The sequence below is a fragment of the Candidatus Nitrosopumilus sediminis genome, from assembly GCF_000299395.1.
Taxonomy (GTDB): Archaea; Thermoproteota; Nitrososphaeria; order Nitrososphaerales; family Nitrosopumilaceae; genus Nitrosopumilus; species Nitrosopumilus sediminis.
The window spans coordinates 462,135-476,273 of the sequence record NC_018656.1; the positions used below are offsets into that span (position 1 = coordinate 462,135).

Here is a 14,139-nt window from a genome sequence, read left to right on the forward strand (position 1 = left end):
CTAATCGATGTTTATAATTCCTCATTCTGAAATTTATCAAAATCCTACGGGTTGGGTTCTAATTTTTTTGACTAGTATCTTATACCTGTTTAAAAATTATATAATAATTGGATAAATTATGAAATAATTATAATATATTCTTAAATATTAGAATTACATACATTAAATATGCAAAATCGTGTAAATTATAAAGAATAGTTTGCGCGGCCCTGCGAAAAAGACATGTTATCTACGCAAAAGCGTTGTGGGTGAGGAGAATGCTTTTCACCCTATACAGGGTCGCGCCTTTTACCTCTCTGTTTTTTTAAAAAAATTATTTTACTGAATATGGATATTTGCACCCATGCGCTTCATCTCTTCTACAAAATTTGGATATGATACTTTGACTGATTCTGGATCCGTTACAGTACAATTTCCTACATACATTCCTGCAATACAAAAAGCCATGAATAATCTGTGGTCTTCTTCTGAATTTAAATCGGCTCCTGTCATTTTTTCAGATGATTCTAAAATTAACCCATCATCTTTTTCTTGAATTTTAATTCCTAGTTTTACAAGCTCTCTTGACACAATTGCTATTCTATCGGTTTCTTTGAGTCTTGCATGTTTTACATTAAAAATTTCAATAGGATTTGATGATTTTAATGCTAAAATTGCAAGTGGTGGAAGAAGGTCGGGGGAATTACTCAAATCAAATTTTCCTCCTCTTAGTTTTTCAGGTGTTTTAATTTTAATTTGTTCATCGTCTACTGTAACTTCAACTCCTAATTGTTCTAAAATATCAATGAAGATTTCGTCGCCTTGTGGTAGATTTCCAATATCTCCTTTTACTATAATATCTTCTCCACATAAGACATTTGCAGAAAGCAAGAGTGCAAGACTTGAGAAATCTATCGGGACAGTAAATTTACATTCTTTGTAGATTTGTGGCGAAATGTTGTATCTTTTGTATGGAATTAATGTTTGAACTGTAACACCAAATTTTCTCATTGTAGATATCGTTGCATCAAGATATGGTTTTGATACTAAATTTCCTTCAATCATTAAATTTATTCCATTTTCAGTTAATGGTGCGCAAATCAATAATGCTGAAATAAATTGACTAGATAGATTTCCTGGAATTTTAACTTCTCCCCCAACTATTTTCCCTTTAATTTTGATTGGAGGTTTTCCATCTGTTGAACTACATTCTGCTCCTATACTTGTTAGTGCATCTAAGAGCGGCTGCATTGGTCTTTTTTGCAAGCTTGAATCTCCTGTAAGTGTGATCTCCTCAGAAAATAAACTGGCAATTGCTGAGGCTATTCTCATGGTAGTTCCTGAGTTTTCTGTATTGATTTCAGGTACTTTTGTGCCTATTTTGATGGGATTTTTAACAATAATTGATGAATTTTTAATTTCGATATCTGCTCCAAATTTTTTACATGCTTCAATTGTTGCATTTGTGTCTGCTGAAAATAACACGTTTTCTACAGAACTATTTTTTCCAGCCAGTGATGCAAGAAAAATTGCTCTGTGTGAGTAGCTCTTGTTTGGTGGACATGCTATATCTCCCGAAATTTTTGATTTTTCGACTTTACACTTCATGAACTTCTGCCTTTTTGTTATTAATTTTTGAAACGATTACATGTCCCTCTAATGTTGAAAATACTTTTTTTATCGTTGTTTCATTTTCTTTTTTTGTAACTGCAGCTATTGATGGGCCATTCCCTGAAACTGATGCGCCTAATGCTCCTTTTTCAATTAAATCTGTAATTATTTTTGGCTCTGAATTTAAAATAGATGATGTGGCCAATCCATTAATTATCATTGCATCCCAATAATCTGCTTTTCTGGATAATTCCCATGCCTTATCAAATATTGATGAAAAGATTTTTAATTTTTTAGGTTTCCTCTTTTTCTATTTTTTGGAATAAAAATAACTGCGACTAGATTGGATGGTGCTTTTTCAAAATGAATTCTCTTTTTCTTTGCATTATCTGTAACATTAAATCCTCCATAATAACATGAACAAGCATCATCATATGCACCTGTGATGCTGACTTTGGATTCAATTGATGCATCAACCCCTGCAAGTAAAATTTGTTGATCAGTGAGCTTTGGTTTGAATATTTTTGCACATGCCATTGCAACTGCTGAAGAAATTGCACTGGAGCTTTTTAATCCATAACCTGTGGGAATTTCTGAATCTAGTTTAATTGATATCTTGTTTTGCTCTAAATCTTTTTTTGAAACTATTTTTTCAATGGTTTTGTTGATTAATCGTGAACTAAGACTCTTATTTTCAGATTCAATTATTATTCCCTTGCCTAGGCTTGTCTCTACAGTTGCCTCGACTTTCAATTCTATTCCTAATGTAGCTCCTTTTTGGTTTGCAATTGCATTTACCAGTGAGACTGCGCCATGAACGGTAGCATGTGCTTTTGCCATCAAAATCCTCCTAACAGTGCTTTTTTCATGGCATTATAAGGTGCTTCTATACCGTGCCAAATCTCAAAAGATCTGACTGCTTGACCTAGAAGCATTTCATAACCGTAAATTATGATTGACTTTTTTTCTTTTGCATTTTTAATAAAATCTGTATTCATTGGCATATACACAATGTCGTAAACAATTGTTTTTTCATTTATCCCATCTAAAGAAATTGGACTGGGTTCATTTCTTAGACCTATTGATGTTGCATTAACTATGATGTCGTAATCTTTTGCTGACTCTTTTACATCTTCAATTTTTATAGCATTTGCATCTAGTCCTATACTTTTTGCAAATTTTGAAAGATCTTTTGCTTTTTCTAATGTTCTGTTGGCAATGGTTATGCTTTTTGCTTTTTCTTTTGCAAACCCTGCAACTATTGCTCTTGCAGCTCCGCCTGCACCAAGAAGGAGAACTTTGGTGTCTGAAATTTTTAATTCTTTTTTCTTAAACGGCTCTAAAAATCCGTCCATATCTGTATTGTATCCTTTTAGAACTCCGTCTTTGTTTGAAACTGTATTTACTGCGCCAATAAGGCTGCATGATTCATCTATTTTATCTAAATATTTCATCATTTCTATTTTATGTGGAATTGTAACGTTAAACCCATCAATTTTGATCTTCTTTAGTCCTTCTATGCCCTCAGCTAATTCTCCCTTTGGAATTCTATATGCGATGTATGAAGAATCTAAATTCATTTCTCTAAATGCTGCACTGTGAATATTTGGAGACAATGAATGATCAATAGGATCTCCAATCACTGCAAATGATTTGCTCATCTTATTTTTTTAAAGTATTATGATTGATTTAAACTCTCAACTAAGATGCTATGCTTTTTTTAAATTTACAATTTTTTTAACTTCATCCACACTGAATTGTCCAGGGGCAACTGCTTTTCCCAGCGACACGTAAGTATATGGACTGCCCAAATATAGGCACAAAATTCTTGAAATTCTACCATAATCCCCCATGGCAAATGAAATAAGGTTGATTTTTCCCTTCTTACTATACAATTCTAACATTCTGGTGGAGTCGTCTGTTGATTTTGCAGTACATACAATTTTAACATTTGATGAAAATTTACTCATCTGATTAATCTTCTTTTTTAATTCTGGTGATTTTGGTGTTTTTCTAAAATCATGCCATGACACAAGCAATGTTGTCTTTGTTGATTTTAGATATTTTGTCAAATCTGAATTTTTTTTCAGCGTATTAAATTCTACATCTAAGAGGAATGGATTGTATTCTGCAATGAGTTTTAGAATTGCAATTCTTTCTTTCTCATTTCCTGAAAATTTACCTCCTTCTGATTTTGGTCTTAGTGTACAAACTATTCTGTTCAGATCTTTTTTAATTATCTCTAATGTTTTTGGAATTTGCTCTTTCTTTAAAAAATCAAATCTTACTTCGACAAAATCTGATTTTGATAATGCTGTTTTTAATGTTTTTTTAGTTTTATCTGGCGTGTTTTCTGCAACTGATACGCAGGTTTTGTATTTCATTTTTCTAAAATATACTCATCTGAAACTTCCATTCCAAAATGTCTGCCTGTTGCTGGTTTTGAATGGACCATAACTGTATCTCCTTTCTTAAGGTGGGTTACTGAAACTAGCTGTCCGTTTGGTTTTACAAATCGAATTGTTTCTGCATCTTGTGCAATGATTCCTCCTGTTTCTCCTCCTACCGTGGCTTTAATCATCAACATTGGTCTTCTCTCTATTTTTGATCTTCCAACCGTTGCCCTTCTTGCTTTGCCTTTTGAATTAAGGATTAATACTTCGGAACCTGTTTCTACTTCTGAAAGATAGTTTGTTGTTCCATCTGGGGATAATGTATAGCAATGAACTGCGCCTGCATTTACTCTAAATGGTCTTGGTGATGTAAATGATGAGCCAACTGATTCATTATGTACTAGAAATAGAAAGTTAGATCTACTTCCAATCAACATCCCTTCGCCTTTGTGAAGCATTGATGCTGTATCTACACACACTCTTTCTCCGTCTCCCACTTCTTTGATTTCTGTAATTTTGGCAGGTTTCATGTCGAAACTCTTTGTTCCCAAGTATATCATGACCTCTCTTACTTCGTTTATTGAAGAAGTGCTGAAAATTACTCCGTCTACTCCTACCTCTAAAATTGAAAACATTTTCCTGACTTCTTCAGGAGTCCTTGCAATTGCAAAGATTTTGGTATGAATCTTGTGTAGTTTGGCAATGATGTTCTCTAGTGGGATAATTTTCCAATCTTTTACTTCTACTATGACAAAATCTAATCCCTTCTTTGCAATGTTGAGAACATTTTCAATGTCTGAGTTTGATAGAATCTGGAATTTTCTGCCTGTCTTTTTGCCCTTTGGTTTTGTTCCTTCTTTATCTAACACTACATAGTTTGCAGCACTTGAGGGAAATACTGTTTGAAGTTTTGTTTTTTTCTTGCCTATTTTTTTAGGATCTATATACACCATCTTGATCCCCTCCTCTTCTAGCTGAGGCAAAAATTTAGCTAATTGTGTCTGAGACACTTTGGGTGAAATTATTAATTCTCTTGTTTTACTCAATTTTTTTCATTGCTTCCTTAGCAGTTCCTTTTCTGAAAATTATTTCAGCTAATGCTTCTACCATTTTTTCAGGTGTTTTATGTGCAAAGATGTTTCTACCATATGTGACTCCTTTGGCTCCTGCAGTCATTGCGTCTTCAGTCATTTGAAGAATATCTAAATCTGTTTTTGCTTTAGGTCCGCCTGCAATTACAATTGGAACTGGTGTGGTCTTTACAATTTTTGAAAATGAATCCACATCTCCTGTGTATAACGTTTTAACGATATCTGCACCACACTCTGCTCCGATTCTTGCAACATGTCCTACAATTTCTGGGTCGTGTGGGTTTTTGATATTTTCTCCTCTAGGATACATCATTGCTAAAAGTGGCATTCCCCATTTGTGGCATTGATCTGCAGTCATTCCAAGTTGTTCTAACATCTCAGGTTCTTCCTTCCCTCCGATGTTGATGTGCAATGAAACTCCATCTGCACCCATTGCAACTGCTTCTTTTACAGTTCCAGTAAGCATCTTGCGATTAGGTGACAATGATAATGATGTACTGCTTGAAAAATGAACTAAAATTCCAATTTTGGTTGGTTTTGGTAATGATTTGATAATTCCTTTGTTGATTATTACACTGGTGAGTCCATGTCCTTCACATTTGTAAATCATTTCTGCTGGCTTTTCAAGGCCCTCAATAGGTCCGTTTGAAATTCCATGATCCATTGGAATACATAACATTCTTCCTTTTCTTAGAATTCGATTAAGTCTGATTTGATTTCCTGATACCATATTCTGATCTGCTTTTTGTGCCCTACTTAAAAATAATGTGAATCTTCTAACTTGTCTTTCTCAAAAATTGAGCACAAATCACTTATTTTGTATAATTCATTTTGTTCATCATTTCTGTCAAGGATTAAATAGAAATTCTAAGGGATGAAGATCACTTGAGTCAGACTACTGAACAGATACAAAAAAGCGATATCAAAGACATTTTAGAAAACTCTCTTAATGGAAAAAGACCTGGTCCTGAAGACTGCTTGAGATTATTAGAGTCTGACGATGTTCATCTGATGGGTCTTGTTTCTGGACATTTGACAAGAAAACAATTTGGCAAAAAAGCTTCTTTTGTAAATAACATAATTTTGAATTATACTAATGTCTGTATTACTGATTGTAAGTTCTGTGCATTTTATAGATCTCCTGGGGCTGAAGATTCCTACACTTTAACTCTAGATGAAATTGAAGCTAGGGTAAAAGCTGCTTATGATATGTTTAAGATCCGCCAAGTTTTGATTCAAGGAGGACACAATCCAAATTTGAAGATTGAATATTACGAAGATGCATTTAGAATGATAAGAGAAAAATTCCCAAGTGTTGGGGTTCATGGATTATCTACATCTGAAATTGATATGATTGCAAGGGTTGAAAAATCATCCACAAAAGAAATCTTGTCTAGACTGAAAGATTCTGGTTTGCAATCAATGCCTGGAGCAGGAGCTGAAATCTTAACTGATTCCGTAAAAGACATTATCAGTCCAAAGAAAATCTCAAGCGATGCTTGGATTAGAATAATGGATGAGGCTCATTCTCTTGGAATCCCATCTTCTGCAACAATGATGTATGGCCATGTTGAAAACAATCACGATATTGTTGAACACTTTACCAAACTTGTAAAACTACAAGAAAAAACCAAAGGATTCATGGCATTTATTCCCTGGAATTTTGAACCAAACAATACTTTGATGCATGAAGAAGGAATTGTCGAATATGGTACTGGCGGCATCCAGCTTTTGAAAATGATTGCTATCTCGAGACTTGTCTTTGATGGATTAATCCCACACATCCAATCTTCATGGCTAACTAATGGGGTTGGTATGGCTCAACTTGCTTTACAATACGGGGCTGATGATTTTGGCGGAACACTAATTGGAGAAGAAGTCGTCTCATGCACAGGAGCTCGTTCCACCGAACTTACGGATAAAATTATCATAGATGCTATTCATCAAATTGGCTATAAAGTAGAAGAACGAGATAATTTTTACAATCCTATTTCTATATTATAGGCCATAACTAGACCATTTAGAATCTACTAGATTTTTTGTGTCCTCATCGACTTTGACTTGTTGTTGGATCTCTCTTTGATATCCTTCTTCTCGTGTCTTTTGCGTTGCATCAATTCCCATTTTAGAACCCAAGTTGACAAGTGGTGATGCTGGGTCTAAAGTGTCTGTTGGTGTATTGTTGATTATTACGGTGTCTCTTGCAGCATCTGCTCTTGTAGTAATTGCCCATATCACATCATTGATGTCATGAACATTGATGTCTTCATCTACTACAACAAACATCTTGGTTAGAGATAATTGCCCCATTCCCCATAATCCCATCATTACTTTTTTTGCTTGACCTGGGTATCTTTTTTTGATTGATATTATTGCAAAGCCTTGGAACCATCCTGCAGCTGGCATACTGAAGTCGACCACCTCTGGATGGAACATTTGAATTAATGGCAAAAATGATCGTTCGATAACTTTTCCAATGTATGCATCTTCAAGAATTGGTTTCCCAACAACTGTTGTAACATAGATTGGATCCTTTCTTTTCATGATTCCTGTTAATGTGAATGTTGGATATGGTTCGACTGGTGTATAGTATCCTGTATGATCCCCAAATGGCCCTTCATCTCTAATGTCTGCAGGATCCACATATCCTTCTAAAACAATTTCAGCATTTGCTGGAACATCCAAATCAATTGTTTTACACTTTACTGTTTTGATTCCTTCTTTTCTTGTAATTCCTGCAAATAGGTATTTGTCTAATCCTTCTGGAACAGGTGCAATAGATGAAAATATTGTTGCAGGGTCTCCACCAATAATTATTGCAGTTGGAATTTTTTCTCCACGGTCTTTTGAAATGTCACTGTGATGAGCACCTCTCTTGTGCTTTTGCCAATGCATTAATGCATGAGTTTTATCAACTATTTGCATTCTATAAACTCCTAGATTTCTAACTCCTGTTTCAGGATGTTTTGTGGCAACTAATCCTAGAGTTATGAATCTCCCCGCATCCTCGGGCCATGATTTTAGAATTGGTATGTCATCAAATGATGCATCAGTTGATGTAATCTCAGTTACCGGCCCACTTGTTTCTGATTTGGGAAATGATGCAGTCATCTTTGTGAGCTCTGGGAGTTTTTTGATTTTGTTTAGTAACCCTGATGGAACATCCATCTTTGTCATATCTGCAATGCGTTGACCAATCTCTGTAAAGTCTGTCATCTCCAATCCTATCTCTAATCTTTTCATGGAGCCAAATGCATTTCCTAAAACTGGCATGTCATATCCTTTGACATTTTCAAAAAGTATTGCGGGGCCATCTGAGTACATTTCACGTCTCATGATTTCTGCAATTTCTAAATCTGAATCAACTTCGGTTTTGACCCTTTTTAGTTCCCCGTGTTTTTCTAATTCTACAATGAAATCTCTGATATCCTCTATTCCCACATTGACTCTCTAGTCAGATCAAGTATAAGCTTAACTCGATTTTACATTGGTGGAAGTTCAGTTTTTCTGTCATGTCCGCCAGAACCGAATTTACAGTAAAAACATAATTCTGATTCCATATACTTTAACTGCTCAACTTGAATTGCTCCAAGTTTTAATGCAATTTTTGTTAGGATTTTATATTTTAGTGGCATTGCAGGGATCACTTCATCCATGTATACTCTATAGTGATCTGGACAAAACTTTAGGGTAACTTTTGACGGTTCTTTGCCTTTTTCATTAACTTGTTTTGTAAAGTTGATCTGTTCTCGGATGTATTCGTGCTTTGGGCATGGGCAATCCTTGCCTCCTGGGTGTTTGTAGGCTGGGGTGTTCTTCCAATCAAAGTCAGGAAATTCTTTTTCAAAGTCATCCATGCCTTCACATATGCAAATTAGCATATAAAACTTGATCAAAATTAGTTGGCGTAATCAACCCAAATGTACATAAACCCCGGATTGTCCATCAAAAATATGGCAGCTGCTAAAAAGCAAACAAAAGCAGATCTTGAAAACAAGATTGCCGAATTAGAAGCAAAGCTAAACCAACTTTCTACTCAGCTAGAATCAAAACCAGCTGAAGTAAAACCAGCAGAAACTAAACCTGCTGAAGTAAAACCAGCAGAAACTGCGGGGCAAACATCACAACAACAGTCTGCATCTAGTGATGATGGAAAATCTAGACAAGAAAAACTGGCCGAATATGAGGCAGAATACTTGCAAAGAATAGAACAACAAAGGTTAGATGAACAAAAAGCCTTTGATGAAATGCTTGAAACAGAAGCAAAAGCTCGTTCTACTGCAAGTAGAGGTACTTTACCAAAAGGTTTTGAACCAAAACCAGAACCTGAAGAACCTAAAGCATCTAAAGGCACACTACCAAAAGGTTTCTAATTCGAAAACCTTTCTTAATTTATTTTTATTTTAAATTTAGAAAATCTTCAAGTACTTCCTTTGAATGTCCTGCAGGTTTTACTTTGGGGTATATTTTGAAAATCTTTCCTTTTTCGTTTACAAGAAAAGTACTTCTCATAACTCCCATGTATTCTCTACCCATGAATTTTTTCTTACCCCAAACACCAAACATTTTTGAAACTTCTTTATCGACATCTGCCAATAATGGATATTTGATTCCCATTTTGTCACAGAATTTTTTATGAGACTCTACATCATCTGGACTAATTCCAATAATTTCAATTCCTTCTTTTTGAAATTTTTTATAATCTTTAGAAAATTCGTCAGCCTCTGTGGTACATCCTGGTGTGAAATCCTTTGGGTAAAAGTAGATGGCATGTTTTTTGCCCTTAAAATCACTTGACTTTATCTTGTTGCCACTTGCATCATTTATTGCAAATTTTGGAACAGGATCCCCTTCAGAAATCATATGATCTCAAATGATTTTATCTATAATTAATTACTTTATGAGATCAATTGATCACAAATAAGGTCGAATCTTTTATATGGATATACGCGAGGTTTTAGCTTGATGGTTAATCCAAGAGCATATCTTGCAGAAGCAATTGCAACTTATGGTTTAGTATTCTTTGGCCCACTTTCAGTAATTCTAGCAGTTTCTGCATTTGGGGAAGAATTAACAACACAATCTGTATTGTTCATTTCTCTTGGACACGGTGGTGCCATTGCTTTGATGGTTTATGCATTCGGACACGTATCTGGTGCTCACATAAACCCTGCAGTTACCATTCCTATGATAATTACAAAAAAGATTGGAATCGCTGATGGGATTGGATATATAATTTCACAATTAATTGGCGCAGTTGCAGCAGCAGCTACACTTGCAGCAATATTGCCTGAAGTTGGTGCAAAAGTAAACTTTGCAACACAAGGAGGACCAAGTGATTTAATCAATAACAGCATTGGTTCTGGATTTGCAATTGAAGCAATCTTGACATTCTTCTTAGTTACTGTAATCTTTATGGTGGCAGTTCACAAGAAAGCAACTCCTGGAATTCAAGGACTTGCAATTGGTGGAATGGTTTTCCTTATACATTTAGTTGCTGTACCATTAACTGGTGCATCAGTAAACCCTGCAAGAACATTTGGTCCTGCATTAATCTCTGGATTCTGGGAATTCCATTGGTTGTATTGGGCAGCACCAATCTTGGGCGGAATTATTGCAGGTTTGATAATGAATTATGTCTATACAAAACCCGCAGAAAAAGAAGCATAATACCAACATTTTTAAAAATTTGAACTTTAAATTTCCTAATGACCTCTGCCGAAGATATTTCTAAACTGTTTGATGGTGAATCAAAAAGTCTTGAAAGTTTGTTTGATATGGCAGACTCTAAAACTGATATGAATATTCATGAAATAGTAGAGGTGTATTACCAAGTCATGAATGTCTCTTCTATGGCTACTATGCTAAAGCAACAGGCTGGTTCTGAGCCTAAATTGTTGGAGAAAATTAATGAGACTGAAAAATTTATCTCCCAAAGATTTGATTCTGTCATACATCCTAGAATAATGAGAAAGTTATCTGAATCTATCCAAGAATTGACAAAGAAATTACAATCTGAAAGTTCTGGTCAAAAATCAAAAGAAAAGACCGAACTTGATGCGACTCTCTTTGATGAATTACGTCAAAATATGAGTACTAAGGAATTTGTCGAACAATATGAGAATGGGCTTTCTCATGATTGATCAACTTGGAAAAAACTTAGTTGAACTAAAAAAAGAATTTGTTAGAGTTTATGATGGCAAAAGCCAGATACAAGAAGTTATTCCAAAATCAAAATCAGAATTGTTCCCAATCGACGAATCTCATTTAGAGTTGTTACATGAATTTGCAACAAAAAATCCAATCTATTACAATTCTTTTGAAAAACAAATTGGTTCTGTAAATTGTATTGTGTATGAGGGTGACATTAACAAATACTGGCTAAATAGCATTCAACACGGTTCGAGCAAAGCTCCCTTTTCCCCCACATGGATAATGTCTGGGTATGTTGGCGCATTACTTGCAAAAGAATTGGGGTATTCTGAAGTAATTGATATTGGATCAGGTGATGGTCGCATTGCATTTTGTTCTAAAATTTTAGGTATGGAATCGTACAGTATAGAAATTGATAACATGCTAGTTGATCTGCAAAATATTCTTACACCTATTCTTGATTTTCATCCTTACTGCTCTGACGCAGTTGCATTTGATTATCTCTCTTTGAATTTGACTCGACCAATATTTTTCATTGGAGGTCTTGCACAAATGGGTGGAATTTCTCTTGCATCTGGAGTGTTAAAATCAATCAAATCAATTTCAAACTTAGAGAAAATAACCGGATGGGCGTTTGCTGGAACATTATCTCAAAAATATGCCCCTGATCCAAAAAATGAGGCTGGTTGGGGAACTTTAATTGAAGATAATCATCTCAAATCTATTCGAAGCATTTCATTGCCAACTGCATGGACATTCCATGAGATAGATGAAACACCATACATTTTTGCAGAATCATACTGATAGCAATCCAAATTAAGCGTAAATTTCCCAAACTTTTTGGACTCGTTGCATAGCTTGGATAGTGCGATTGCTTGCGGAGCAATAGGTCGCCGGTTCGAATCCGGTCGGGTCCGCCTTTCTCACGTTCTTTTTAAGTTCCATCATGCAAAAATAGTTCATTTCACTTGAAGATGCTAAGAGAAGAATTGCAGCAACAACGAGAAGAATTACCCATTGAATTATTCTATGCGGGATTCAAATCTCCTTTCTGCTCAAATAATGATTCATCACTAACTCCGTTTCTAAGTTAGTGTGTAATTTTGCATGGATTATGTTAGAACAAATTTTCTTATTTATTGAATCCACTCCATAATTTATCAAGCCTATCTTTTCTAAAAATTTCAACATCCAAGCTTACTTTTCATAAAAAATGATACAAGTATCGTTTCATATTGCCTACACTTTATGTTTTTTAGAAAATATCTCAATATGGTGAAAAAAATGTTTGATAATACCTTTGGAAAAACATTTCGAAGATTGTCGAGCCCCTTTTTTTCGATGGGCGATGTCTTCGAAAGCCCTGATGGAGGCAGCGTCCAAACCTATGGTCCATACTACTATGGGTATGTAAAGACAATAGGAGAAGATGGTATTCCTCATGTAACTGAGTGGGGAAATGCAAAGCCTGGAGGTGTGCTTACAGATTCTAGTGTAAGAGATCCTCTTGTAGATGTTTCAACAAACGAGAAAGATGGCACCATCAAACTTGTCTCTGAGATGCCAGGAATTGACAAATCTGACATCAAACTCAATGTAACAGACAATATGGTTTTGATATCAGCTGAGCATGAAGACAGAAAATACCAGAAAAAAGTACCATTGCCATCAAAAGTTGATGAAAATTCTGCAAAGGCCAAGTACACAAACGGAGTTTTGGAATTGACTCTGTCAGTTGCCGAAGAAAAACCTCAAGGCAAGATAGTGGCAATTGAATAAAGGAGATGATCTGATGTTGCAAAATACATCTCTTTTATTGATTGATAGGCCACCAGATGTGGGGGAATTGTTGTATTTCCCACCTATTTTTGTTGGGAGGTATGAAAATTGCCTATAGATGAAACTTTTCCAGAAAATCTAAAACCAATTGGAAAAATCCACAATTCTGACGGACAATTTCATTTCATGTGGGGCCCTGGAAAATTAAAAGAAGCATCCAAAAACGAGGATGTTCAAAATGCATACAAGGCCAGAGGTGAAGAAATTACTCCGTTGGGCGTAAGTGGCACAATGGTTGCAGTTGATTGGGACTCTTGTGTTGCAGATGGAGCATGTATTGAAGCATGTCCTGTACAAGTTTTCCAGTGGTATAGAACTGAAAAAGACATTCCCGCAAAAGATGTGGTTGGTCAGACTTTTGAAGGAACTGGAAGTTCTGTTAAAAATGAGCGAAAGGATTTCACTGACAAGGCAGATCCAATTCGAGAACATGACTGTGTTTGGTGCATGGCATGCGTTTCTGTTTGTCCGCCACAAGCAATCAAAGTAGATCAAGGAAATCAGGAAGCTCATGAAAAAGCTGCGGGCACATTTCAAAAAATAGATGGTGGCACAAATCCACATGCCCACCATTAATTTTTTAGATAATTATTTTTGAAAATGCACCATAGATTTGGAAGAAACCATTTGCTTTTTAATGAAGTATATTTTTTATTGTTCTATTTTTTTATTGTACGATAGTCTAATAATTTTTTATAAACAAATTGTCATGTTGGATGTTTACAAATTAATTTTGTGATTGTTAAATTATCTTTGAATAAAAATTTTCTGTGACTCTTCAATTCTGTTTTTGACTTTGTTTTATTACTTTCTGATTTTATACTAATATTATGATAAAGACATCCAATCCTCTAACAAAATATGTTGGACTAGTAATAGGTGCTGTAGCATTTTTAATGCTCACGTTGGGATATTATTCTGCATTTTAGAATAACATTCAAACCTATTACACATTATTTTTTGTAAATTTTGATGAAAACGTGCCTTTTAGGGCATCTAACTCAATTTTATTTTTAATTACTTTTCAACAACTTTGTTGACTCTGCTTTATACTTCTAAAAGACGTAATATGA

Annotated in this window: 17 protein-coding genes and 1 tRNA gene; 8 read left to right on the forward strand and 10 right to left on the reverse strand. The window is 35.0% G+C overall.

Going from position 1 to position 14,139, the window contains the following annotated elements; all coding sequences use genetic code 11:
* Positions 1 to 318 precede the first annotated feature (318 nt).
* The 7 genes from aroA to NSED_RS02860 form a co-directional block, all read right to left on the reverse strand.
* On the reverse strand, positions 319 to 1,587 hold the full coding sequence (aroA, locus tag NSED_RS02835; protein WP_014964735.1) for a 3-phosphoshikimate 1-carboxyvinyltransferase: 1,269 nt from the start codon (positions 1,585 to 1,587) through the stop codon (positions 319 to 321).
* On the reverse strand, positions 1,577 to 1,810 hold the full coding sequence (locus NSED_RS10705) for a hypothetical protein (RefSeq protein ID WP_232212318.1): 234 nt from the start codon (positions 1,808 to 1,810) through the stop codon (positions 1,577 to 1,579). Before NSED_RS10705 ends, aroA begins: the two co-directional genes overlap by 11 nt.
* Positions 1,811 to 1,875: 65 nt before the next feature.
* Positions 1,876 to 2,430, reverse strand: a complete 555-nt coding sequence (locus NSED_RS10710; RefSeq protein ID WP_232212319.1) for a shikimate kinase — start codon at positions 2,428 to 2,430, stop codon at positions 1,876 to 1,878.
* Positions 2,430 to 3,251: a shikimate dehydrogenase gene (aroE, locus tag NSED_RS02845; RefSeq protein WP_014964736.1), complete on the reverse strand. Its 822-nt coding sequence runs from the start codon at positions 3,249 to 3,251 to the stop codon at positions 2,430 to 2,432. Before aroE ends, NSED_RS10710 begins: the two co-directional genes overlap by 1 nt.
* A gap of 48 nt (positions 3,252 to 3,299) precedes the next feature.
* Positions 3,300 to 3,974 carry a type I 3-dehydroquinate dehydratase gene (gene aroD, locus NSED_RS02850; RefSeq protein ID WP_014964737.1) on the reverse strand — a complete coding sequence of 225 codons (675 nt, stop codon included), beginning with the start codon at positions 3,972 to 3,974 and terminating at the stop codon, positions 3,300 to 3,302.
* Positions 3,971 to 4,993 (reverse strand): 3-dehydroquinate synthase II domain-containing protein, encoded by a 1,023-nt coding sequence (locus NSED_RS02855; protein WP_476695730.1) that lies wholly within the window; start codon positions 4,991 to 4,993, stop codon positions 3,971 to 3,973. The genes aroD and NSED_RS02855 overlap by 4 nt, the downstream gene beginning before the upstream one ends.
* Positions 4,994 to 5,021: 28 nt before the next feature.
* A complete protein-coding gene (locus tag NSED_RS02860; RefSeq protein WP_014964739.1) occupies positions 5,022 to 5,804 on the reverse strand; it encodes a 2-amino-3,7-dideoxy-D-threo-hept-6-ulosonate synthase in 783 nt (260 codons plus the stop codon).
* A gap of 155 nt (positions 5,805 to 5,959) precedes the next feature.
* Here NSED_RS02860 and mqnC point away from each other — a divergent pair, with 155 nt between their 5' ends.
* Complete coding sequence (gene mqnC, locus NSED_RS02865; protein WP_014964740.1) at positions 5,960 to 7,078, forward strand: cyclic dehypoxanthinyl futalosine synthase; 1,119 nt, start codon at positions 5,960 to 5,962, stop codon at positions 7,076 to 7,078.
* Here mqnC and NSED_RS02870 read toward each other — a convergent pair.
* Positions 7,073 to 8,515 (reverse strand): menaquinone biosynthesis decarboxylase, encoded by a 1,443-nt coding sequence (locus tag NSED_RS02870; RefSeq protein WP_014964741.1) that lies wholly within the window; start codon positions 8,513 to 8,515, stop codon positions 7,073 to 7,075. The two genes, mqnC and NSED_RS02870, sit on opposite strands and share 6 nt — an antisense overlap.
* A gap of 41 nt (positions 8,516 to 8,556) precedes the next feature.
* Positions 8,557 to 8,931 carry a hypothetical protein gene (locus NSED_RS02875; RefSeq protein ID WP_014964742.1) on the reverse strand — a complete coding sequence of 125 codons (375 nt, stop codon included), beginning with the start codon at positions 8,929 to 8,931 and terminating at the stop codon, positions 8,557 to 8,559.
* A gap of 96 nt (positions 8,932 to 9,027) precedes the next feature.
* On the opposite strand from NSED_RS02875, the gene NSED_RS02880 reads away from it, so the two are divergent.
* Positions 9,028 to 9,447: a hypothetical protein gene (locus NSED_RS02880; RefSeq protein WP_014964743.1), complete on the forward strand. Its 420-nt coding sequence runs from the start codon at positions 9,028 to 9,030 to the stop codon at positions 9,445 to 9,447.
* Between the two features lie 25 nt (positions 9,448 to 9,472).
* On the opposite strand, the gene bcp is transcribed toward NSED_RS02880, so the two are convergent.
* Complete coding sequence (bcp, locus tag NSED_RS02885) at positions 9,473 to 9,937, reverse strand: thioredoxin-dependent thiol peroxidase (RefSeq protein WP_014964744.1); 465 nt, start codon at positions 9,935 to 9,937, stop codon at positions 9,473 to 9,475.
* 102 nt (positions 9,938 to 10,039) lie between these two features.
* Here bcp and NSED_RS02890 point away from each other — a divergent pair, with 102 nt between their 5' ends.
* The 6 genes from NSED_RS02890 to NSED_RS02915 all read left to right on the forward strand — a co-directional run bounded on the left by NSED_RS02890 (position 10,040) and on the right by NSED_RS02915 (position 13,642).
* Positions 10,040 to 10,744: an MIP/aquaporin family protein gene (locus NSED_RS02890; protein WP_014964745.1), complete on the forward strand. Its 705-nt coding sequence runs from the start codon at positions 10,040 to 10,042 to the stop codon at positions 10,742 to 10,744.
* A 38-nt stretch (positions 10,745 to 10,782) separates the two neighbouring features.
* Positions 10,783 to 11,217, forward strand: a complete 435-nt coding sequence (locus NSED_RS02895) for a hypothetical protein (RefSeq protein WP_014964746.1) — start codon at positions 10,783 to 10,785, stop codon at positions 11,215 to 11,217.
* Positions 11,210 to 12,031, forward strand: a complete 822-nt coding sequence (locus NSED_RS02900) for a hypothetical protein (RefSeq protein ID WP_014964747.1) — start codon at positions 11,210 to 11,212, stop codon at positions 12,029 to 12,031. Before NSED_RS02895 ends, NSED_RS02900 begins: the two co-directional genes overlap by 8 nt.
* A gap of 38 nt (positions 12,032 to 12,069) precedes the next feature.
* Positions 12,070 to 12,144 (forward strand) — tRNA-Arg (locus NSED_RS02905).
* Positions 12,145 to 12,511: 367 nt separating this feature from the next.
* Entirely contained in the window at positions 12,512 to 13,006 is a 495-nt protein-coding gene (gene hsp20, locus NSED_RS02910) for an archaeal heat shock protein Hsp20 (protein ID WP_026090042.1), read from the forward strand.
* Between the two features lie 108 nt (positions 13,007 to 13,114).
* Positions 13,115 to 13,642 (forward strand): 4Fe-4S dicluster domain-containing protein, encoded by a 528-nt coding sequence (locus NSED_RS02915; RefSeq protein WP_014964749.1) that lies wholly within the window; start codon positions 13,115 to 13,117, stop codon positions 13,640 to 13,642.
* Positions 13,643 to 14,139: the final 497 nt, after the last annotated feature.